The sequence below is a fragment of the Paraburkholderia xenovorans genome (genome assembly GCF_046030735.1).
Taxonomy (GTDB): Bacteria; Pseudomonadota; Gammaproteobacteria; order Burkholderiales; family Burkholderiaceae; genus Paraburkholderia; species Paraburkholderia xenovorans_A.
This window is the reverse complement of the sequence record NZ_JAQQBV010000005.1, coordinates 141,747-161,900: the sequence shown is the minus strand read 5'-3', so window position 1 is coordinate 161,900 and position 20,154 is coordinate 141,747. Positions and strand designations below refer to the sequence as shown.

16 protein-coding genes are annotated in these 20,154 nt (G+C 60.2%); 6 read left to right on the top strand and 10 right to left on the bottom strand.

Annotation, left to right across the window (positions count from 1 at the left end; all coding sequences use genetic code 11):
• Positions 1-6: 6 nt before the first annotated feature.
• From leuC to PQQ51_RS06825, 10 genes are all read right to left on the bottom strand, one after another.
• Positions 7-1,416 (bottom strand): 3-isopropylmalate dehydratase large subunit, encoded by a 1,410-nt coding sequence (gene leuC, locus PQQ51_RS06870; protein WP_408495913.1) that lies wholly within the window; start codon positions 1,414-1,416, stop codon positions 7-9.
• 178 nt (positions 1,417-1,594) lie between these two features.
• Positions 1,595-3,121: a protein kinase family protein gene (locus PQQ51_RS06865; RefSeq protein ID WP_408495912.1), complete on the bottom strand. Its 1,527-nt coding sequence runs from the start codon at positions 3,119-3,121 to the stop codon at positions 1,595-1,597.
• Positions 3,122-3,364: 243 nt separating this feature from the next.
• A complete protein-coding gene (locus PQQ51_RS06860; protein WP_408495910.1) occupies positions 3,365-4,654 on the bottom strand; it encodes a hypothetical protein in 1,290 nt (429 codons plus the stop codon).
• A 583-nt stretch (positions 4,655-5,237) separates the two neighbouring features.
• The gene (gene gltA / locus PQQ51_RS06855) at positions 5,238-6,539 is read right to left on the bottom strand and encodes a citrate synthase (protein ID WP_028196113.1); all 1,302 of its coding nucleotides are present in this window, start codon (positions 6,537-6,539) and stop codon (positions 5,238-5,240) included.
• Positions 6,540-6,630: 91 nt separating this feature from the next.
• Positions 6,631-6,906, bottom strand: coding sequence for an FAD assembly factor SdhE (locus PQQ51_RS06850; protein WP_074289032.1), 276 nt, complete (start codon positions 6,904-6,906; stop codon positions 6,631-6,633).
• Between the two features lie 77 nt (positions 6,907-6,983).
• Positions 6,984-7,688 (bottom strand): succinate dehydrogenase iron-sulfur subunit, encoded by a 705-nt coding sequence (locus PQQ51_RS06845; RefSeq protein ID WP_132383613.1) that lies wholly within the window; start codon positions 7,686-7,688, stop codon positions 6,984-6,986.
• A 24-nt stretch (positions 7,689-7,712) separates the two neighbouring features.
• Positions 7,713-9,488 carry a succinate dehydrogenase flavoprotein subunit gene (gene sdhA / locus PQQ51_RS06840; protein ID WP_408495907.1) on the bottom strand — a complete coding sequence of 592 codons (1,776 nt, stop codon included), beginning with the start codon at positions 9,486-9,488 and terminating at the stop codon, positions 7,713-7,715.
• Positions 9,489-9,492: 4 nt separating this feature from the next.
• The gene (sdhD, locus tag PQQ51_RS06835; protein WP_408495905.1) at positions 9,493-9,861 is read right to left on the bottom strand and encodes a succinate dehydrogenase, hydrophobic membrane anchor protein; all 369 of its coding nucleotides are present in this window, start codon (positions 9,859-9,861) and stop codon (positions 9,493-9,495) included.
• A gap of 3 nt (positions 9,862-9,864) precedes the next feature.
• A complete protein-coding gene (gene sdhC, locus PQQ51_RS06830) occupies positions 9,865-10,281 on the bottom strand; it encodes a succinate dehydrogenase, cytochrome b556 subunit (protein WP_132383609.1) in 417 nt (138 codons plus the stop codon).
• A 157-nt stretch (positions 10,282-10,438) separates the two neighbouring features.
• Positions 10,439-11,239, bottom strand: coding sequence for a GntR family transcriptional regulator (locus PQQ51_RS06825; protein WP_408495903.1), 801 nt, complete (start codon positions 11,237-11,239; stop codon positions 10,439-10,441).
• A gap of 503 nt (positions 11,240-11,742) precedes the next feature.
• Between PQQ51_RS06825 and PQQ51_RS06820 the strand changes: the two genes are divergently transcribed.
• From PQQ51_RS06820 to acnA, 6 genes are all read left to right on the top strand, one after another.
• Complete coding sequence (locus PQQ51_RS06820) at positions 11,743-12,726, top strand: malate dehydrogenase (protein WP_408495901.1); 984 nt, start codon at positions 11,743-11,745, stop codon at positions 12,724-12,726.
• A gap of 229 nt (positions 12,727-12,955) precedes the next feature.
• Positions 12,956-13,978, top strand: coding sequence for an HpcH/HpaI aldolase/citrate lyase family protein (locus tag PQQ51_RS06815; protein ID WP_408495899.1), 1,023 nt, complete (start codon positions 12,956-12,958; stop codon positions 13,976-13,978).
• A 157-nt stretch (positions 13,979-14,135) separates the two neighbouring features.
• On the top strand, positions 14,136-15,308 hold the full coding sequence (gene prpC, locus PQQ51_RS06810; protein ID WP_408495897.1) for a bifunctional 2-methylcitrate synthase/citrate synthase: 1,173 nt from the start codon (positions 14,136-14,138) through the stop codon (positions 15,306-15,308).
• A 100-nt stretch (positions 15,309-15,408) separates the two neighbouring features.
• Positions 15,409-15,912 carry a hypothetical protein gene (locus PQQ51_RS06805; protein WP_408495895.1) on the top strand — a complete coding sequence of 168 codons (504 nt, stop codon included), beginning with the start codon at positions 15,409-15,411 and terminating at the stop codon, positions 15,910-15,912.
• 24 nt (positions 15,913-15,936) lie between these two features.
• On the top strand, positions 15,937-17,388 hold the full coding sequence (locus tag PQQ51_RS06800) for a bifunctional 2-methylcitrate dehydratase/aconitate hydratase (protein ID WP_408495893.1): 1,452 nt from the start codon (positions 15,937-15,939) through the stop codon (positions 17,386-17,388).
• Between the two features lie 40 nt (positions 17,389-17,428).
• Positions 17,429-20,146 (top strand): aconitate hydratase AcnA, encoded by a 2,718-nt coding sequence (gene acnA, locus PQQ51_RS06795; protein ID WP_408495891.1) that lies wholly within the window; start codon positions 17,429-17,431, stop codon positions 20,144-20,146.
• The last annotated feature ends 8 nt before the right edge of the window (positions 20,147-20,154 follow it).

The following is a 20,154-nucleotide window of genomic DNA, read 5'->3' as shown; positions in this document are numbered from 1 at the left end:
AGCGATTTATCCGAGCTTGCGAATATCGACGAAATGCCCTTCGATCGCCGCAGCCGCCGCCATCGCCGGACTCACGAGGTGCGTGCGGCCACCGGCGCCCTGACGGCCTTCGAAATTACGATTCGACGTGGACGCGCAACGTTCGCCCGGATCCAGCCGGTCGGCATTCATTGCGAGGCACATCGAGCAACCCGGCTCACGCCATTCAAAACCGGCGTCGGTAAAGACCTTGTCCAGACCTTCGCGCTCCGCTTGCGCCTTCACGAGACCCGAGCCCGGCACGACCATCGCGAGACGGATGTTCGGCGCGACGCGGCGGCCGAGCTTCTTGACGACATAAGCCGCGGCGCGAATGTCTTCGATGCGCGCGTTCGTGCACGAGCCGATGAAGATCTTGTCCGGCTTGATCGACTCGATCGGCGCATTCGGTTCGAGCGCCATGTATTTCAACGCGCGCTCCATCGCGTCGCGCTTGACCGGGTCTTTCTCGCGCTCCGGATCCGGCACGCGGCCGTCCACGGCGGTGACCATTTCCGGCGACGTGCCCCACGTGACTTGCGGCACGATCTCGGCGGCGTTCAGCTCGACCACGCGGTCGAAATGCGCGCCTTCGTCCGACTTGAACTGCTTCCAGTACTCGACCGCATGATCCCATTCGACGCCCTGCGGCGAGAACGGACGGCCCTTCAGGTAGTCGATGGTCGTATCGTCGACCGCGACCATGCCGGCGCGCGCGCCGCCTTCGATCGCCATGTTGCAGACCGTCATGCGGCCTTCCATGGACAGCGAGCGAATCGTCGAACCGCCGAACTCGATCGCGTAGCCGGTGCCGCCGGCCGTGCCGATTTTGCCGATGATCGCGAGCACGATGTCTTTCGCGGTACAACCGCGCGGCAACGGGCCTTCGACCTTCACCAGCATGTTCTTGCTTTTCTTCTGCAAGAGCGTTTGCGTGGCCAGCACGTGCTCGACTTCCGACGTGCCGATGCCGTGCGCGAGCGCGCCGAACGCACCGTGCGTAGACGTGTGCGAATCGCCGCAGACGATCGTCATGCCCGGCAGCGTAGCGCCCTGCTCCGGCCCGATGATGTGCACGATGCCCTGGCGCAGATCGTTCATCTTGAACTGCGTGATGCCGTAGGCGTCGCAATTCGTGTCGAGCGTGTCGACCTGCAGCTTCGAGACCGGGTCGGCAATGCCGTGGCTGCGATCCGTGGTGGGGACGTTGTGGTCCGACACTGCCAGATTCGCGCTGATACGCCACACCGGACGCTCAGCGAGCTTCAGGCCTTCGAACGCCTGAGGACTGGTGACTTCGTGCAGCAGGTGACGGTCGATATAGAGAATCGTCGTACCGTCTTCTTCCGTGTGGATCACGTGGGTGTTCCACAATTTGTCGTAGAGAGTCTGTGCCATGGTATGCGGGGTAGTAATGAACTGCGGGCTGACTGTGTCGGTTGATTATGCCACGCAGAACCTCGCGCCGGGAGCCTCTAACAGCGGAAAAACCGATAAAAAACATGGAGTTGGGTGGTACTGGCGATACCTGTATCGACACTACCATACGAGCGATTTGCGACAACGGCTCCGCGCGTCAGGCAGGAAACAGCTTCGGACAGATCTGCCGGCCCTGCTCGTGAAGCGCGTCGACATACGCCGTCGGGCCGGTCAGTGCAACGAGTTGCCCAACGGCGAGTTTCGCAGCAGAACAGCGGCGCAGCTTCAACAAGGTGTAAGCCCTCTGAAACAGCACGGCAGTGTGTCCAGGGTCCATTTGCCTGGCTTTATCCACCATGGTCAGCGCTTCTTCGTGCCGGTTGAGATCGTTGAGCGCGGCAGACGCCGTTACCAGCGCACCAAGGCTCGCGTCACCCTTGGCGAGCAACGGCTCCAGCAATGCCAACGCTTCACTGGACCTGCCCTGTCGGTGCAGGTTGGCGGCGTGCTGCGCAATGGCGCCCACCTTGCCCGACGCGATCAGCTTCTGATAAAGCTCATCGGCCTCATCGAACCGGTGCAACTGGGAGAGCGCAACGGCCCGGTTCAGCAACACGCTGTCCTCCGCGCCGCCGATCTTCTCGAGAACCTCCAGCGCAAGCTCAGGCATGCCGAGGCTGATCAGCGCGGCAGCGCCGTTGACGGCGCCGCCGCGGCCATTCTTGCGCAGCTTGCGTCGGGTACTGCGATCGTTGAAATGAGTCGCCAGGCTCTCCAGCGATGGACGCTCAGCCGGCTTCTTCGACAGACAGTCGTACACGATCTGCGGCACAAGAGCATGCGGCGCCGGCGTTTCTTTGGCATGCGCATGAGCGAGGCTCTCCGTATCGCGATGCTGCGCGAACGGATGCTGTCCCGTCAAAAGCTCGTAGGCGATGCAGCCGAGACTATAGACATCCGATTCAGTCGACGGCTCCAGTGTCTCTGCCCATAGCTCAGGCGCCCTGTACAGCGGCGCGCCGGCCACACCGGGACTATCCTGCCAGCCCGACAGCCCGAAGTCCGCGATCTTGCAGATATAACCTGGCGCAACCAGAATGTTGTCCGGCTTGAGATCGGCGTGGACGAAGCCCGGCACGATCTCTCTGCAGTGAAGCAGCGCGGTTGCAATATGATCGATCCATGCGGACGCAAGGACGTCTGTCACCAATTCGTGCTCGATCCAGTCGGCCACCGTCATGCAACCGCTCGGGCCGGGCAATACAGCCTCCAGCACGATATTCGGACTGCCCGGAAAGTTGGAGTCGATGTCGATGACTTCGACAACGTGCGCGCTAGACACGCCCGCGCGCCACGTAAGGCTGATCAGGAGCTGACACTCTCTCAGATGCGACTCGCGGTCCCGTGGCGAAAGAGGACGCTTGCAGACTACCGTCGGCCATAGTCCGGCTTTGTCGACGCACAGATACGCGGACCCCATGGAGCCCGAGCGCGCACCGATGACCTGCCACCGTCCGTTGATTTCAAACGTCTTGAACTCATGTTGCTCGTCCATGCGGGGCAGCTTTTGCTCTGCCATCGGATAAGGTTTGCCGGCCGCCGCCGGCCACCGCCGCGCGAGCAGTGGGCCGAAGGCTGCATCGCTGGTCAGCGCTGCGCTGATTTCGAAGTCCTCCTCACGCACTGTTTCGCATTGCTCGCACCTGATCCGCGCCCGCTCCGTCATGGGCTGGGTACCCAGTATCTGAAAGCGGTCTACCTGAAACTCGCCGCCGCACGTGCACGGAAATTGAAACAAATGTGAGTGCATCTCCCACGTGGAATTTACGCTTCGCATTGGTCTGAACGGGTAGGTAGGAAGTTTGCAGATTGATCGTCGTAACGCGATCGCACCTTCATGCGATCACGCGACAACGACAAGCACGCGTCAGCGCCGATTCTGGCGCAGATTGATCGTGGTCCAAGGCGTCGTATAGCCAGGCTGCCACCGAGCTCGCGGCGCACATTGTGGCGACAGCGCCTGCCAGCGGAGCGCGAGAGCCGTAACGTAATAGTCGAGCATTCGTCTGCGCTTCGGGGTCGGCGCCGCAAGCCCCATTTCCTCGACCGTGGTCTCGGCAAGGTCGTCGAAATCCGCTTGCTCCAGATACGTCCTGACCTGCGCAGATTCCGGATGATTCTTGTCCAACTTGTTCATGAACTCATACGCGACGCCAAGCCCGGCGGCAAGCAAAGCCTCTTTGGCATAAGCACTGTTCCGCTCGGCTAAATCCGGCCTTGCCGCGTTTGTTGCGATGGTTTGCGTATCGACGAGCAGTTTCGCCCGCAGGCTCGTGGGAGGATGGCTGCGCTCCTTGTAGAGTGCGCCGATCGAAAAGCCCTTCGCGCCCAAAGTCCCGAAAGCGAGGAGCGCGCCGGTGAGCGACACGAAATTAACGCGCAGAGGATCGGCTTGAATCCATCGCAGGAGCGCGCCTGTACCCTGAACGCCTTCGCTCTCGTCCGAAGGCCGCGCAGTGGCAATCATATTCTTGGCCCATGCCATACCCTGCACGTCGGCGTCCAGTTCCATCGCCTGGTGCATCGAGCTTTTAGACAGACCCTCGGCAGCGCTGTCGATTGCGTGAAAGCCATGCTTGTCCACCGCCGACTCGCTCGCAGTTGCGAAAACCAGATGCCCCGACGCGAGGTGCCCGAACTCATGGCCGAGGATATAGTTCGTCGCGGTCTGCACGAGGATCATATGCAACTGCCGCAAACGTCCCTGCAAGCCATTGGCGAAATCGTTCAGGAATGATGCCTGGAAGGAATCTTTCGGCAACGCCTGTTTAATCGCGCGAACCCGCATTGCTTCCACCAACCACGCCGCGCGCTTGCGTAGCTTGAGCCAGAATCCGGATGTGATAAGTACGGCATCGAATTCGCCACAAGAAATTGCCCACGCGTTCGGCGTATCGTTCTGAGCAATTGCAAACAGCAGCTCACGCTTTGGATTACGCAAATAGCGCGAAGCGCTCTCGCACTGCGCTCGCCCCAAGGCAAACGCGGACACCAACTCGTTTTGCCAGATGCCGGAGCGCGGCACGATGACGTGACCGAATGAAAACTTCTTTGGGTCCGCTTCCTCGAGCTGTCTCAGCTCCGCCCTCAGTATCTCCAATTGCTCCGCGGTTGGTTCACTGATTAAATGCCCTCGATTATCTTTTGCAGTCACCATTTGAAACCCCGGTTCTAATGAAGTGGCGAACGATCGTCTTTATTGATCACCCGTGTTTATTCGATTATTTTTTGACAGGATTTAGTAATCAATACGCCTGACACTTTTCTGAACATAGACATTAAACGTCTTGCGTTACTTTGGCTACTACAAGCGTGCGGTATCGCAAGGTCGCGTTAGCCTGCAAACGTTTAAGTAGATGCATTCAATGCTTATTAGATATCAGCTCGATAAAACAGGACGAAGAAGGGCCTGGATCACGTAATTGATTTCCAGGATCCGAACATTGCCGACAAGTACCCGGAACTGTTCAATACCGCGTGACGTGGAAACTTGATACTTAAGAATTTCACGGCCTAGACCATTGCCGGGGAATCGTCACCTTGCAGACCAGGAGCTATTTGCCTGCGCAGGGTAAGAAACGGGAAAGCGAGGAAAGATCAACTAGAAAAGCGCTCCCGGCTAGCGCCGGGACCGTTGAGACGTGTCGTGCGAACACCAAACATTGACGGATGCATCAAGCAAGAATTCTGCGTAGCTCATGATCAATCCAGCACCACGAGCCACACAGAGTCAAAATCGATCAACGTTGCGCGATCGGCTTTGCTTCACGCTGCGTGTCGCCGATGAACAGCTGACGCGGACGGCCAATCTTCTGTTCCGGATCGGCAATCATTTCGTTCCACTGTGCAATCCAGCCGACCGTACGTGCCATCGCGAAGATGCACGTGAACATCGACGTCGGGATGCCCAGCGCGCGCTGCACGATGCCCGAGTAGAAGTCGACGTTCGGGTACAGCTTGCGCGACACGAAGTATTCGTCTTCCAGCGCGATCTTTTCCAGCGCCATGGCCAGCTTGAACAGCGGGTCGTCGTGCAGGCCCAGCTCTTCCAGCACTTCGTGGCACGTTTCGCGCATCAGCTTCGCACGCGGATCGTAGTTCTTGTAGACGCGGTGACCGAAGCCCATCAGCTTCACGCCCGAGTTCTTGTCCTTCACCTGCTTGATGAACTCAGGGATGTTGTCGACCGAGCCGATCTCTTCCAGCATGTTCAGTGCGGCTTCGTTCGCGCCGCCGTGCGCCGGGCCCCACAGACACGCGATACCCGCTGCGATACACGCGAACGGATTCGCACCCGACGAACCGGCAAGACGCACCGTCGACGTCGACGCATTCTGTTCGTGGTCCGCGTGCAGGATCAGGATACGGTCCAGAGCGCGCACCAGCACGTCGTTGACCTTGTACTCTTCGCACGGGTTCGAGAACATCATGTGCATGAAGTTCGCGCTGTACGACAGGTCGTTCTTCGGGTACGCAAACGGCTGGCCGATGCTGTACTTGTACGCCATCGCGACCAGCGTCGGCAGCTTCGCGATCATGCGAATGGCCGACACTTCACGGTGACGCGGATTGTTGATGTCGAGCGAGTCGTGATAGAACGCCGACAGCGCGCCGACTGCGGCGACCAGAATCGCCATCGGGTGCGCGTCGCGACGGAAGCCACGGAAGAAGAAGTGCATCTGCTCGTGCACCATCGTGTGCTTCGTGACGGTGTTCACGAACTCGTCTTTCTGCTGCGCGTTCGGCAGTTCGCCCTTCAGCAGCAGATAGCAGGTTTCGAGGAAGTCGGCGTTTTGCGCGAGGTTGTCGATCGGGTAGCCGCGATACAGCAGCTCGCCCTTGTCGCCGTCGATGTAGGTGATCGCCGAATTGCAAGCCGCCGTCGACATGAAGCCCGGGTCGTACGTGAACTTGCCGGTCTGACCGTACAGTTTGCGGATGTCGATCACGTCCGGGCCGAGAGTGCCCTTGTAAATCGGCATTTCAACGCTCGGCGAATTGTCGCTGAACGATAGCGTGGCTTTAACATCTGACGGGGTCATAGCACATCCTCAATCGAAGTATGGAAACAGGGTTTCGATAATTGCACGCCTGGGAACGACGGAGAAGCGGCGCTCTAGACGTTAGCGGCGCTCAGGCATTCCGCAACAGCTCCAGCACCCGGATCACATCCGGGTCGGCAAGTTCGCCTTCCGGTTCCTTGCGCACAAGCAGCAAGTCCATCAGGTCGTTATCGCTCAGCTCGAGAAGGCGAGTAAGTGCGCCTACATCGGCATCGCTGAGGTCATGCTCATATCGGCTGAAAAAACGTTCAAAGATCAGATCGTTTTCCAGCAGGCCCCGCCGAGCACGCCAGCGAAGGCGCGCGCGGCGGAGAGGGTCGGACTGATGCGATGTTTCTGTGTTCATGTCAGTACGCGCCGGGGCGCTCCCACGCAGACCACCCTGTTAAGGGGCAGCGCACGAGGGAGCTAGGGCCGCTCATATCAAACTGCGCGGCGAACCATCAATTCCTTGATCTTGCCAATCGCCTTGGTCGGGTTCAGGCCCTTCGGGCAAACGTCGACGCAATTCATGATGGTATGGCAACGGAACAGACGGTACGGGTCTTCCAGGTTATCGAGGCGCTCGCCCGTCGCTTCGTCGCGGCTATCCGCGATGAAACGGTAGGCTTGCAGCAGACCTGCCGGGCCGACGAACTTGTCCGGATTCCACCAGAAGCTCGGGCACGAAGTCGAGCAGCTGGCGCACAGGATACATTCGTACAGACCGTCCAGCTCGTCGCGTTCTTCCGGCGACTGCAGGCGTTCTTTTTCCGGCGGCGGCGTATCGTTGATCAGGTACGGCTTGATCGAGTGATACTGGTTGAAGAACTGCGTGAAATCGCAGATCAGATCGCGCACGACCGGCAGACCCGGCAGCGGACGCAGCACGATCTTTTGCGGCAGATCGTTCAGGTTCGTCAGACAAGCCAGACCGTTCTTGCCGTTGATATTCATTGCGTCCGAACCGCACACGCCTTCACGGCACGAGCGACGGAACGACAGCGTTTCGTCCACTGCCTTCAGCTTGACGAGCGCGTCGAGCAGCATGCGTTCGTGCGAGTCGATTTCGATCTCGTACGTTTGCATGCGCGGCGCTGCGTCCTTGTCCGGATCGTAGCGGTAGATTTCAAATGTACGCTTAGCCATTTCTGAATTCCTTTGACTTGTGCCTTAGAACGTCCGCGCTTTCGGCGGAACCGATTCGACCGTCAGCGGCTGCATGTGAACCGGCTTGTAGTCGAGGCGATCGCCTTCGCTGAACCACAGCGTGTGGCGCATCCAGTTTTCGTCGTCGCGATGTTCGAAGTCGTTTTGCGCGTGCGCGCCGCGGCTTTCCTTACGCGCTTCGGCGGAGACCATCGTGGCGCGAGCCACTTCGATCAGGTTCGCCACTTCCAGCGCTTCGATGCGAGCCGTGTTGAACACCTTCGACTTGTCCTTCAGATGGATGTTGTCGACACGTTCAGCCACTTCGCGAATACGTTCGACGCCCTTGGCCAGCAGCTCCGACGTGCGGAACACGCCCGCGTGAGCCTGCATCGTGGCGCGAATATCGTTTGCGACGTCTTGCGTGTATTCGCCCGACGAGGACTTGTCCAGCTTGTCCAGACGCGACAGCGCGAAATCGGCGGCGTCCGCCGGCAGCGGCTTGTGTTCCTTGATTTCCCGCACGTGCTTGACGATGTGGTTGCCGGCCGCGCGGCCGAACACCACCAGGTCGAGCAGCGAGTTCGTGCCGAGACGGTTTGCACCGTGCACCGACACGCACGAGCATTCGCCCACTGCGTAGAAACCGTTGACCGGCTCCTCGTGACCGCGCGACGTACCCACGACCTGGCCGTGAATGTTCGTCGGAATACCACCCATCTGATAGTGGATGGTCGGCACAACCGGAATCGGCTCTTTAATGCAATCGACGTTCGCGAACTTCATCGCGATTTCGCGGATCGACGGCAGACGCTTCATGATCGTCTCGGCGCCGATGTGCGACAGGTCGAGCAGCACGTGATCCTTGTTCGGACCCACGCCGCGGCCTTCCTTGATTTCCTGGTCCATCGAACGCGAAACGAAGTCGCGCGGCGCCAGATCCTTCAGCGTAGGCGCGTAGCGTTCCATGAAACGCTCGCCGTTCGAGTTACGCAGAATGCCGCCTTCGCCGCGCACGCCTTCGGTAATCAGCACGCCCGCGCCGGCCACGCCGGTCGGGTGGAATTGCCAGAATTCCATGTCCTGCAGCGCGATGCCCGAACGCGCGGCCATACCGAGGCCGTCACCGGTGTTGATGAACGCATTCGTGGACGCCGCGAAGATCCGGCCCGCGCCGCCCGTGGCGAACAGCGTGGTCTTGCCTTCGAGGATGTAAACGTCGCCGGTTTCCATTTCCAGCGCGGTCACGCCGAGCACGTCGCCTTCGGCGTCGCGGATCAGATCCAGCGCCATCCATTCGACGAAGAATTGCGTCTTGGCTTGAACGTTCTGCTGGTACAGCGTGTGCAGCAGCGCGTGACCGGTACGGTCAGCCGCGGCGCAAGCGCGTTGCACCGGCTTTTCGCCGTAGTTGGCCGTGTGGCCGCCGAACGGACGCTGATAGATCGTGCCGTCCGCATTGCGGTCGAACGGCATGCCCATGTGTTCCAGTTCGTAGACAGCGTTCGGTGCTTCGCGGCACATGAACTCGATCGCGTCCTGGTCGCCGAGCCAGTCGGAACCCTTGATCGTGTCGTAGAAGTGATAGTGCCAGTTGTCTTCGCTCATGTTGCCGAGCGACGCGCCGATGCCGCCTTGAGCAGCAACCGTGTGCGAACGGGTCGGGAACACCTTGGACAGCACGCAAACCGACAGACCGGCGCGCGCGAGTTGCAGCGAAGCGCGCATCCCGGAGCCGCCTGCGCCGACGATAACCACGTCAAACTTGCGACGCGGCAGAGAATTCTTGATTGCAGCCATTCTTTTACACTCTCCAGAGAATCTGCGCAGCGTAGCCCGCACATGCGAGCAGCCAGACGATCGTCAGTGCCTGAAGGAACAGGCGCGTGCCAACGGGCTTCACATAGTCCATCCAGATGTCGCGGATACCCACCCACGCGTGATAGAACAGCGAAAGCAGCGTGACGAACGTGGCGAGCTTCATCCATTGCGTGGCGAAGATCGACGCCCAGCCGTCGTACGAGAAATCGCGCGCGCCGAAGAACCAGACGAGCAGGATGACCGTGTAGATCGCCATGATCGTGGCGGTAATGCGCTGCGCCAGCCAGTCGCGCAGACCGTAATGAGCGCCGACGACAAGACGCTTCGAACCGATTCGGTTATTAGAGGACATTTTTTAGAATGCTCCGAACAGTTTTGCCGCGAATGCGATGGTGAGCAACGACGACACGACGAGAACCACGATGGAGGTCGACTTGCCTTTTTCCTTCGTGACCGCGTTGTGGTTGGTGTCCATCACCAGATGGCGGATACCTGCGCAGAAGTGGAACAGGAAGGCCCACGCCAGAACCAGCGTGATCAGCTTGACGATGATGTTGGAGAGGAAACCTTTGAAGACTTCGAAACTAAGCTCGGAAGTCAGGCTCTGATCGAAGAGGTACAGCAGGAACGGAAGAAAAACAAAAAGCAGACCACCGCTCAAACGATGGAGAATCGACACACGCCCCGCTAGTGGGAGACGATACGCCGTCAATATCTGCCCGATACCGATGTTCCGGAACTCCGGCCTCGGTTTTTTTACGGCTTCAGCCATGCTAGACCCCTACTATGTAGTCACACTAATCCGCAATTTTAGCGCCTTTTCATATCGCGCTGCAGCGAAAACCACGACAGGTCCGTGACAGCACGCGCAACAAAGGCGCCTTCCAGAAGGCACGCGTGTGGGACGCAATGCCTTCGCTCAGCCCGATTCAGCTTAGATCGTTCTGATAGTAATACCCGGTTGTGACATACCAACCACGCCGGACTTCAACCGGCCGATCCCCATACGTATAAGACACACGCTCGACCGACAGCAGCGGAAAACCCGCCGGCACATGCAGCAGATCGGCCACCGCGGGCTCGGCCGCGACCGCGCGGATCTTCTCCGTCGCGCGGATCATGCGGGTGCCGAATTCCGTTTCGAACATCGCATAGAGCGGCCCTTTGTACTCCGACAACCGCTCGAGCGTGAGCCCGCGAAACACCGCGCCGGGCAACCAGATTTCGTCGAGTACGGTGACTTCGCCGTCGAACTGCAGCAGGCGCTTGATCAGCACCACCGGATCGGCGGGTTTCAGGTCGAGTTGCCGGGCGATGTCCGCCGAAGCGCGCAAACGCCGGCATTCGAGCAACCGGCTGACGTGCGGATGCTCCGCGCCGTCATCGGCCAGTAATCTGAGGAAGCGAAACTGGGCACGGTCTTCATTGTGCGTTGCAACAAACGTACCCTTGCCCTGGCGGCGCACCAGCAGGTTGTCGGCCGCGAGTTCGTCGATTGCCTTACGAACCGTCCCCTGGCTGACCTTGTATCTGACCGCCAGTTCGACTTCACTAGGAATGATCTCGCCCGGCTTCCATTCACCGCTCTCGAGACTTTGCGTAATCAAGCCCTTGATCTGCTGGTACAAGGGGCTGAACGTAGGCGACGCAGCGGGCGCGGCAGCGGATACACCCTCGCCCGCGGCCCCATGGCCATTGGGATTGGTGGTGTTTGCCGGGTTCGAAGTCATGCGCGCATTTCATCATAAAGGGCTGGGCGGCGTCTAGGGTTTTCCCCGCAATAGATATGTCTTATATAAGACATAAGATAATGTTGACTTTGTGTCTGACGGCTCCTACACTCCCTGTCGAGCAAGGGTTTGCGGGGTTTTCGGCCACTGTTTTGCAGTACGCAATGCAGCGCCGTAACGCACCGGCCACCTCTGTGCACCACGCCGTTCCCCACGCAGTCCAGGTTTCGATTCGCCGCCATTCGCTGGTCAGACGCTTGCCGAAACGCGCTGTTTGCAGGAGCCCGCATCGTGCAGCGGCTACCCGGCGCGTCACCTTCGCCCCCGCTCGGCAGTACAGGTTTCCGGCATGGCGGTCTTGCCGCAGCGCGCCGCATAGCCTCGGCAGATTCCGAGGCCGTACGCGAACAGTGAATTCCGCCGTGTTTCACAACGCTTCGCTGAACGCGCATATAGAATGGCGTTTTCCCTAGCGTCTAACGCATCGTCCTGGAGATTTCTCAATGGCTAAGCCCGCAAAGCGCGTTGCCGTCACCGGCGCCGCAGGTCAAATCGCTTACTCCCTGCTGTTCCGCATCGCCAATGGCGACCTGCTCGGCAAGGATCAGCCGGTTATCCTGCAACTGCTCGACCTGCCGCAAGCGCAAGGCGCCGTCAAAGGCGTCGTGATGGAACTGGATGATTGCGCATTCCCGCTGCTGTCGGGCGTCGTGATCACCGACGATCCCAAGGTCGCATTCAAGGATGCCGACGTTGCCCTGCTGGTCGGCGCGCGTCCGCGTTCGAAAGGCATGGAACGCAAGGACCTGCTGTCGGCCAACGCCGAAATCTTCACGGTTCAGGGCAAGGCGCTGAACGAAGTCGCGAGCCGCGACGTGAAGGTGCTGGTGGTCGGCAACCCGGCCAACACGAATGCTTACATTGCGATGAAGTCGGCGCCGGATCTGCCGAAGAAGAACTTCACCGCGATGCTGCGTCTGGACCACAACCGTGCGCTGTCGCAACTGGCCGCGAAGTCGGGCAAGCCGGTCGCATCGATCGAAAAGCTCGCTGTGTGGGGCAACCACTCGCCGACCATGTACCCGGATTTCCGCGTCGCAACCGCAGAAGGTCAGGACCTGACCAAGCTGATCAACGACGAAGAATGGAACCGCAACACGTTCATCCCGACCGTCGGCAAGCGCGGCGCAGCGATCATCGAAGCACGCGGTTTGTCGTCGGCGGCTTCGGCAGCTAACGCGGCAATCGATCACGTGCGTGACTGGGTGCTCGGCACGAACGGCAAGTGGGTCACGATGGGCATCCCGTCGGACGGTTCGTACGGCATTCCGGAAGACATCATCTACGGTGTGCCGGTTACGTGCGAAAACGGCGAATACAAGCGCGTGGAAGGCCTGGCAATCGACGCGTTCTCGCGCGAAAAGATGGACGGCACGCTGCAAGAGTTGCTGGAAGAACGCGAAGGCGTTCAACATCTGCTCGGCTAAACAACTGATGCAGATATGAGCCGGAACTCCAATGCGGTATCGCGGCGGGTTCCGGTTTTTTACGTGCGAATGCTGACGCACCCCACGAAATTGCAGCTCACGTCGCAATGTGTCGTGCCAGTATTCGCCCCTGATTCGAACGCGCTTTGCGTGATGGCCTGCTGATCGCCGGGCAGAGCGCGTCCGAATCCGAATCCCCATCCGACCACCCAGAATCCTGACGCCGAAGATGCGCGCCCTCACACCCGCCGAAGTGCTGTTTGACGGCGAAGCGCCGCCCGCTGTGCTGCCTGCCTGCGATCACTACGCCGGCAGCGAGAAGCTGATGCTGAAATCGCTCGCATTGCAGCAACAGCTCGGCCCGGTGTTCGACATCACGCTCGATTGTGAAGACGGCGCGCAAGTCGGCCGCGAAGCCGAACACGCGGAGCTGGTCGCGTCGCTGCTGGGCGGCGAGCATGACTGCTTTGGTCGCGTCGGCGTGCGGATTCACGACTTCGGTCACGCGCATTGGCGCGACGACGTTCGCCTGATTCTGCGGGCCGCCAAACGGGCGCCGGCTTACATTACGCTGCCGAAGATCCGCAACGTTCCTGACGCCGCCGAAATGGTCGCGTTCATCGAGGCGACGCGGCGCGAGTTCGGCATCGCTCAGCCGGTTCCGGTGCAATTGCTGATCGAAACGCACGGTGCGCTCACGCGGGTGTTCGATCTGGCCGCGTTGCCCGGCGTCGAGGCGCTCAGCTTCGGCCTGATGGATTTCGTTTCCGCGCATGACGGCGCGATTCCCGATACCGCGATGCGCTCGCCGGGCCAATTCGATCATCCGCTGGTGCGGCGCGCGAAGCTCGAGATTTCGGCTGCTTGCCATGCATACGGCAAGGTGCCGTCGCACAACGTCAGCACGGAAGTGCGCGACATGAGCGTGGTCGCGAACGACGCCACCCGCGCGCGCAACGAATTCGGCTATACGCGGATGTGGAGCATCCATCCGGCGCAGATCGAGGCGATCGTCGCCGCGTTCGCGCCGCGCGACGAAGAAATCGCCATTGCCACCGAAATTCTGCTGGCCGCGCAGTCCGCCCAATGGGGACCGACGCGTCATCGCGATACGCTGCACGACCGGGCCAGCTATCGCTATTACTGGTCGGTGCTGCGTCGCGCGCAATCGACCGGCCGGAACGTTCCGCAAGATGCGGCGCCCCTTTTTGCGAAAGTGGGCGCCGACACTAACGGGCACGTCGCATCATGAGCATGGTGATCCGCGCCGCGGTCGACGCAGCAGCGCTGAGCGGCGCTCTCGCGCATGGCATGCAGGCGGACAGCATCGAACAGGCAGTTCGAGAAGACGAGCTTCAACGCGCGGTTCAACCAGAATCAACGAGCAGGCACAAAGGAGATTGCGGGAGATGAGCGAGACGACGCAAGGCGAGAACGGTTCAAAAAGCGGCTTTAAACCGAAGAAGTCTGTGGCGTTGTCCGGCGTGACGGCGGGCAACACCGCGCTGTGCACGGTCGGCAAGACCGGCAACGATCTGCATTACCGCGGTTACGACATTCTCGATATCGCGAGCGCCTGCGAGTTCGAGGAAATCGCGTATCTGCTGGTCCACGAAAAGCTGCCCACGCAAGCCGAACTCACCGCGTACAAGACGAAGCTCAAGGCGCTGCGCGGCCTGCCCGCGAACGTCAAGGCGGCGCTCGAATGGATTCCGGCCGCAGCGCATCCGATGGACGTGATGCGCACCGGCGTGTCCGTGCTCGGCACCGTGCTGCCCGAGAAAGACGACCACAACCTGCCCGGCGCGCGCGATATCGCCGACAAGCTGATGGCCTCGCTCGGCTCGATGTTGCTGTACTGGTATCACTACTCGCACAACGGCAAGCGCATCGAGGTCGAAACCGACGACGACTCGATCGGCGGCCACTTCCTGCATCTGCTGCATGGCGTGGAGCCGTCGAAGGCGTGGGTCGACGCAATGCATGTGTCGCTGAATCTGTACGCCGAGCATGAGTTCAACGCGTCGACGTTCACCGGCCGCGTAATCGCCGGCACGGGCTCGGACATCTACTCGGCGATCACCGGCGCGATCGGCGCGCTGCGCGGCCCGAAACACGGCGGCGCCAACGAGGTCGCGTTCGAGATCCAGTCGCGTTATCAAACGCCGGACGAAGCCGAAGCGGACATCAGAAAGCGTGTCGAGAACAAGGAAGTGGTGATCGGTTTCGGCCATCCGGTGTACACGATCTCCGACCCGCGCAACAAGGTGATCAAGGAAGTCGCGAAGAAGCTGTCGAAGGAAGCGGGCAACCTGAAGCTGTTCAATATCGCCGAGCGTCTGGAATCGGTAATGTGGGACGCGAAGAAGATGTTTCCGAATCTCGACTGGTTCAGCGCGGTGTCGTATCACATGATGGGCGTGCCGACCGCGATGTTCACGCCGCTATTCGTGATCGCCCGCACGGCCGGCTGGAGCTCGCACATCGTCGAGCAGCGGATCGATAACAAGATCATCCGCCCGAGCGCGAATTACACCGGACCTGAGAATTTGAAGTACGTGCCGCTAAATAGGAGAAAATAGCGGTCGCTGTGTGCTTTCAAAGCGCGCGCAGTTCAACCTCGCGGTTGCCCGAATCGGTATCCCGCATACAGTTCAACTGAAACTAGATAAGGTTTTCTCCATGAAAAAGCTGATGATCGCCGCCGTAATCGGCGCCCTGTCCACGACGATGCTGACCGTCGCGACTGACGCCACCGCGCAAACGGCGACCACCACGAAGCCGGCCGCCAAGGCGGTGGCAAAGCGCCCGCAGCCGAAGCGTCTGATCAAGCGCAAAGCCAATCCGGCCAAGGAAGCGAAGGTCGATCCGGTACCGGACGGCGCGGAAAAGTGGTCGTGCAACGAAGGCCTCGCTTTCGAACTGAAGGGCGACATGAAACGTGACCAGATCGTCACGGTTCACTGGGCGAACAAGAACTACAACCTGCCGCGCGAAGCGACCACCACGGGCGCCGACCGCTTCCACGATGCCGCATCGGGTATGGATCTCGTCGTGATCCCGACGAAGGCCATGTTGTTCTCGGATAAGGACAGCTCGCGCCTCGCCGACGAGTGCAAGACCGCAGCCATGGCGCAAGGCGCACCGGCTCCGACGCAATCGAACGCGATCAACAACTCGAACTAATCGTTACATCAGGAAAACTCCCCGATGTCCGCTCCGATTTCCAACGTGCGACCCGACCCGGACCAGGTCCTGGCCGATATCGTCGATTACGTGCTGGAATTTTCGATCGACAGCACGCTCGCGCTGGACACCGCGCGTAACTGTCTGATCGATACGCTCGGTTGCGGACTCGAGGCGTTGACCTACCCGGCCTGCACCAAGCTGATGGGACCAATCGTGCCGGGCACGATCGTCCCCAATGGCGCAAAGGTGCCGGGCACGTCGTTCCAGCTGGACCCGGTTCAGGCCGCGTTCAATATCGGCGCCATGATCCGCTGGCTGGACTTCAACGACACCTGGCTCGCCGCCGAATGGGGGCATCCGTCCGACAATCTCGGCGGCATTCTGGCAACGGCCGACTGGCTGTCGCGCAGCGCCATCGCAGCAGGCAAAAAGCCGCTGACGATGAAAGACGTGTTGATCGGCATGATCAAGGCGCACGAAATTCAAGGCTGTATCGCACTCGAGAACTCGTTCAACAAGGTCGGGCTCGATCATGTGCTGCTGGTGAAACTGGCTTCCACCGCGGTGGTCGGCCAGTTGCTCGGTTTGAGCCGCGACGAATTGATCAACGCGGTGTCGCAGGCTTTTGTCGATGGACATGCGCTGCGCACGTATCGGCATGCGCCGAATACCGGTTCGCGCAAGTCGTGGGCCGCGGGCGATGCGACCTCGCGCGCCGTACGTCTCGCATTGATCGCGAAAACTGGCGAGATGGGCTATCCGTCGGTGCTGACGGCGAAGACGTGGGGCTTTTACGATGTGCTGTTCAAGGGCAACGCGTTCAGGTTCCAGCGTCCGTACGGTTCGTACGTGATGGAAAACGTGTTGTTCAAGATTTCGTTTCCCGCTGAATTCCACGCGCAAACGGCCGTGGAAGCGGCCATGACCTTGCACGCGCAACTCACTGCTGCGGGCAAACGTGTCGAAGACATCAAAAAGATCACGATCCGCACGCACGAGGCCGCGCTGCGCATCATCGATAAAAAAGGCCCGCTGAACAATCCGGCCGACCGCGATCATTGCATTCAGTACATGATCGCCGTGCCGTTGATCCACGGTCGCCTGACGGCTGCGGATTACGAAGATTCGATCGCGCAGGACGCGCGCATCGACGTGCTGCGCGCGAAGATGGAATGCGTCGAAGACGCGCAGTTCACCAAGGATTACCACGACCCGGAGAAGCGTTCGATCGCCAATGCACTGACGATCGAATTCAACGACGGGTCGACATTCGATGAAGTTGTAGTCGAATACCCGATCGGTCATAAGCGACGTCGCGAAGACGGGATTCCGTTGCTGGTCGAGAAGTTCAAGACCAACCTCGCGCGCCGCTTTCCGGTCAGGCAACAACTGGCGATTCTCGACGTGTCGCTGGATCAGGCAAGGCTCGAAGCCATGCCGGTCAATGAATACGTCGATCTGTATGTCATTTAGTTAAGTACTGTAGTTCCGCGATCAAACCAAGGAAAACACCATGGCCCACAACCTCCACAAAACGCTCAAGGAATTCGACAGCGGTTCCGGCAAAGGCAAGTTCTACTCCCTGCCGCAACTCGGCAAGGCACTGAACATCAAGATCGACCGTCTGCCGGTTTCGATCCGTATCGTGCTGGAATCGGTGCTGCGTAACTACGACGGCAAGAAGATCGCCGAAGAACACATCGAGCAACTCGCGAACTGGAAGCCGACCGCAGCGCGCGTCGACGAAATCCCGTTCGTCGTGTCGCGCGTCGTGCTGCAAGACTTTACCGGTGTGCCGCTGCTCGCCGACATCGCTGCAATGCGCGGTGTCGCGAAACACATGGGCAAGGATCCGAAATCGATCGAACCGCTGGTCCCGGTCGATCTCGTGGTCGATCACTCGGTGCAGATCGATCACTTCCGCGAAAAGAACGCGCTCGATCTGAACATGAAACTGGAATTCCAGCGCAATAACGAGCGCTACCAGTTCATGAAGTGGGGCATGCAGGCATTCGACACGTTCAAGGTCGTGCCGCCGGGCGTCGGTATCGTTCACCAGGTGAACCTCGAATACCTCGCACGCGGCGTGCACAAGAAGGCCGAAGGCGCGGACACGGTGTACTACCCGGATTCGCTGGTCGGTACCGACAGCCACACCACGATGATCAACGGTATCGGCGTGGTGGGCTGGGGCGTGGGCGGTATCGAAGCCGAAGCCGGCATGCTCGGTCAGCCGGTGTACTTCCTGACGCCGGACGTGGTGGGCGTCGAACTGAAGGGCAAGCTGCGCGAAGGCCTGACGGCGACCGACCTGGTCCTGACCGTCACCGAACTGCTGCGCAAGGAAAAGGTTGTCGGCAAGTTCGTCGAGTTCTTTGGCGAAGGCACGAAGTCGCTGTCGCTGCCGGACCGCGCGACGATCGGCAACATGGCGCCGGAATACGGCGCAACGATGGGCTTCTTCCCGGTCGACGAAAAAACCATCGACTACTTCAAGGGCACGGGCCGCACCGACGCGGAAATTTCCGCGTTCGAAAACTACTTCAAGGCACAAGGTCTGTTCGGTATTCCGAAGGCCGGCCAGATCGACTACACGAAGGTCGTCACGCTGGATCTGGGCACGGTCACGCCGTCGCTGGCAGGTCCGAAGCGCCCGCAAGACCGTATCGAAATCGGTCACGTGAAGTCGACGTTCAGCGACCTGTTCTCGAAGCCGGTTGCAGAAAACGGCTTCGCGAAGAAGGAAGCGGATCTGGACGCGCAATACACGACGAGCAACGGCGTCGACGTGAAGAACGGCGACATCCTGATCGCCGCGATCACGTCGTGCACGAACACATCGAACCCGAGCGTGCTGCTGGCCGCCGGCCTGCTGGCGAAGAAGGCTGTGGAAGCCGGCCTGACGGTCGCTCCGCACATCAAGACGTCGCTGGCTCCGGGATCGCGCATCGTGACCGAATACCTGACGAAGACCGATCTGCTGAAGTACCTCGACAAGCTGGGCTTCACGCTGGCCGCTTATGGTTGCACGACCTGTATCGGTAACGCGGGCGACCTGACGCCGGAACTGAACGAAGCGATCACGAAGAACGACATCGTCGCCGCAGCGGTTCTGTCGGGCAACCGTAACTTCGAAGCGCGTATTCACCCGAACATCCGCGCGAACTTCCTGGCCTCGCCGCCGCTGGTCGTCGCTTACGCGATCGCCGGCAACATCACGCGCGATCTGATGACCGAACCGGTCGGCAAGGGCAAGGGCGGCAAGGACATCTTCCTCGGCGACATCTGGCCGACCAGCGAAGAAGTCAACGCGCTGCTCAAGTTCGCACTGGACGCCGACGCGTTCCGCAAGAACTACTCGTCGCTGACCAAGAAGGGCGACCTGTGGAGCAAGATCGAAGGCGAAGAAGGTCAAGTCTACGACTGGCCGAAGTCGACCTACATCGCTGAGCCGCCGTTCTTCGGCAAGGACTTCTCGATGACGCCGGCCGACAGCATCGCCGCCGTGAAGAACGCGCGCGCGCTGGGCATTTTCGGTGACTCGGTCACGACCGACCACATCAGCCCGGCTGGCTCGATCAAGGAAGACTCGCCGGCAGGCAAGTGGCTGAAGGCAAACGGCGTGCAGAAGGCCGACTTCAACAGCTACGGCTCGCGCCGCGGCAACCACGACGTGATGATGCGCGGCACGTTCGCCAACGTCCGGATCAAGAACCTGATGATCCCGGCGAAGGCAGACGGCACGCGCGTGGAAGGCGGCCTGACGATTCACCAGCCGAGCGGCGAACAAGAGTCGATCTATGACGCAGCGATGAAGTACATCGACGCCGGCACGCCGACCATCGTGTTCGCAGGCGAAGAGTACGGCACGGGCTCGTCGCGTGACTGGGCTGCGAAGGGTACGCAACTGCTGGGCGTGAAGGCTGTGGTCGCACGCAGCTTCGAACGGATCCACCGTTCGAACCTGGTCGGCATGGGCGTTCTGCCGCTGCAGTTCAAGGGCTCGGATAGCGTGCAATCGCTCGGCATCACCGGCGAAGAAACGTACGACATCGAAGGCCTGGGCGCGGACTTCAAGCCGCAACAGGAAGTGACGCTGGTGATTCGCGGCAAGGACGGCAAAGAGAAGCGCGTGCAGGTTCTGCTGCGTATCGACACGCCGATCGAAGTCGACTACTACAAGCACGGCGGGATTCTGCCGTTCGTGCTGCGTTCGCTGCTGGCTGCTTAAGGTTTTTG

Coding starts and splice junctions, on each gene's coding strand:
- leuC (WP_408495913.1), bottom strand. CDS start 1,416: ATGGCACAGACTCTCTACGACAAATTGTGGAACACCCACGTGATCCAC.
- PQQ51_RS06860 (WP_408495910.1), bottom strand. CDS start 4,654: ATGGTGACTGCAAAAGATAATCGAGGGCATTTAATCAGTGAACCAACC.
- gltA (WP_028196113.1), bottom strand. CDS start 6,539: ATGACCCCGTCAGATGTTAAAGCCACGCTATCGTTCAGCGACAATTCG.
- PQQ51_RS06850 (WP_074289032.1), bottom strand. CDS start 6,906: ATGAACACAGAAACATCGCATCAGTCCGACCCTCTCCGCCGCGCGCGC.
- PQQ51_RS06845 (WP_132383613.1), bottom strand. CDS start 7,688: ATGGCTAAGCGTACATTTGAAATCTACCGCTACGATCCGGACAAGGAC.
- sdhA (WP_408495907.1), bottom strand. CDS start 9,488: ATGGCTGCAATCAAGAATTCTCTGCCGCGTCGCAAGTTTGACGTGGTT.
- sdhD (WP_408495905.1), bottom strand. CDS start 9,861: ATGTCCTCTAATAACCGAATCGGTTCGAAGCGTCTTGTCGTCGGCGCT.
- sdhC (WP_132383609.1), bottom strand. CDS start 10,281: ATGGCTGAAGCCGTAAAAAAACCGAGGCCGGAGTTCCGGAACATCGGT.
- PQQ51_RS06825 (WP_408495903.1), bottom strand. CDS start 11,239: ATGACTTCGAACCCGGCAAACACCACCAATCCCAATGGCCATGGGGCC.
- PQQ51_RS06820 (WP_408495901.1), top strand. CDS start 11,743: ATGGCTAAGCCCGCAAAGCGCGTTGCCGTCACCGGCGCCGCAGGTCAA.
- PQQ51_RS06815 (WP_408495899.1), top strand. CDS start 12,956: ATGCGCGCCCTCACACCCGCCGAAGTGCTGTTTGACGGCGAAGCGCCG.
- prpC (WP_408495897.1), top strand. CDS start 14,136: ATGAGCGAGACGACGCAAGGCGAGAACGGTTCAAAAAGCGGCTTTAAA.
- PQQ51_RS06805 (WP_408495895.1), top strand. CDS start 15,409: ATGAAAAAGCTGATGATCGCCGCCGTAATCGGCGCCCTGTCCACGACG.
- PQQ51_RS06800 (WP_408495893.1), top strand. CDS start 15,937: ATGTCCGCTCCGATTTCCAACGTGCGACCCGACCCGGACCAGGTCCTG.
- acnA (WP_408495891.1), top strand. CDS start 17,429: ATGGCCCACAACCTCCACAAAACGCTCAAGGAATTCGACAGCGGTTCC.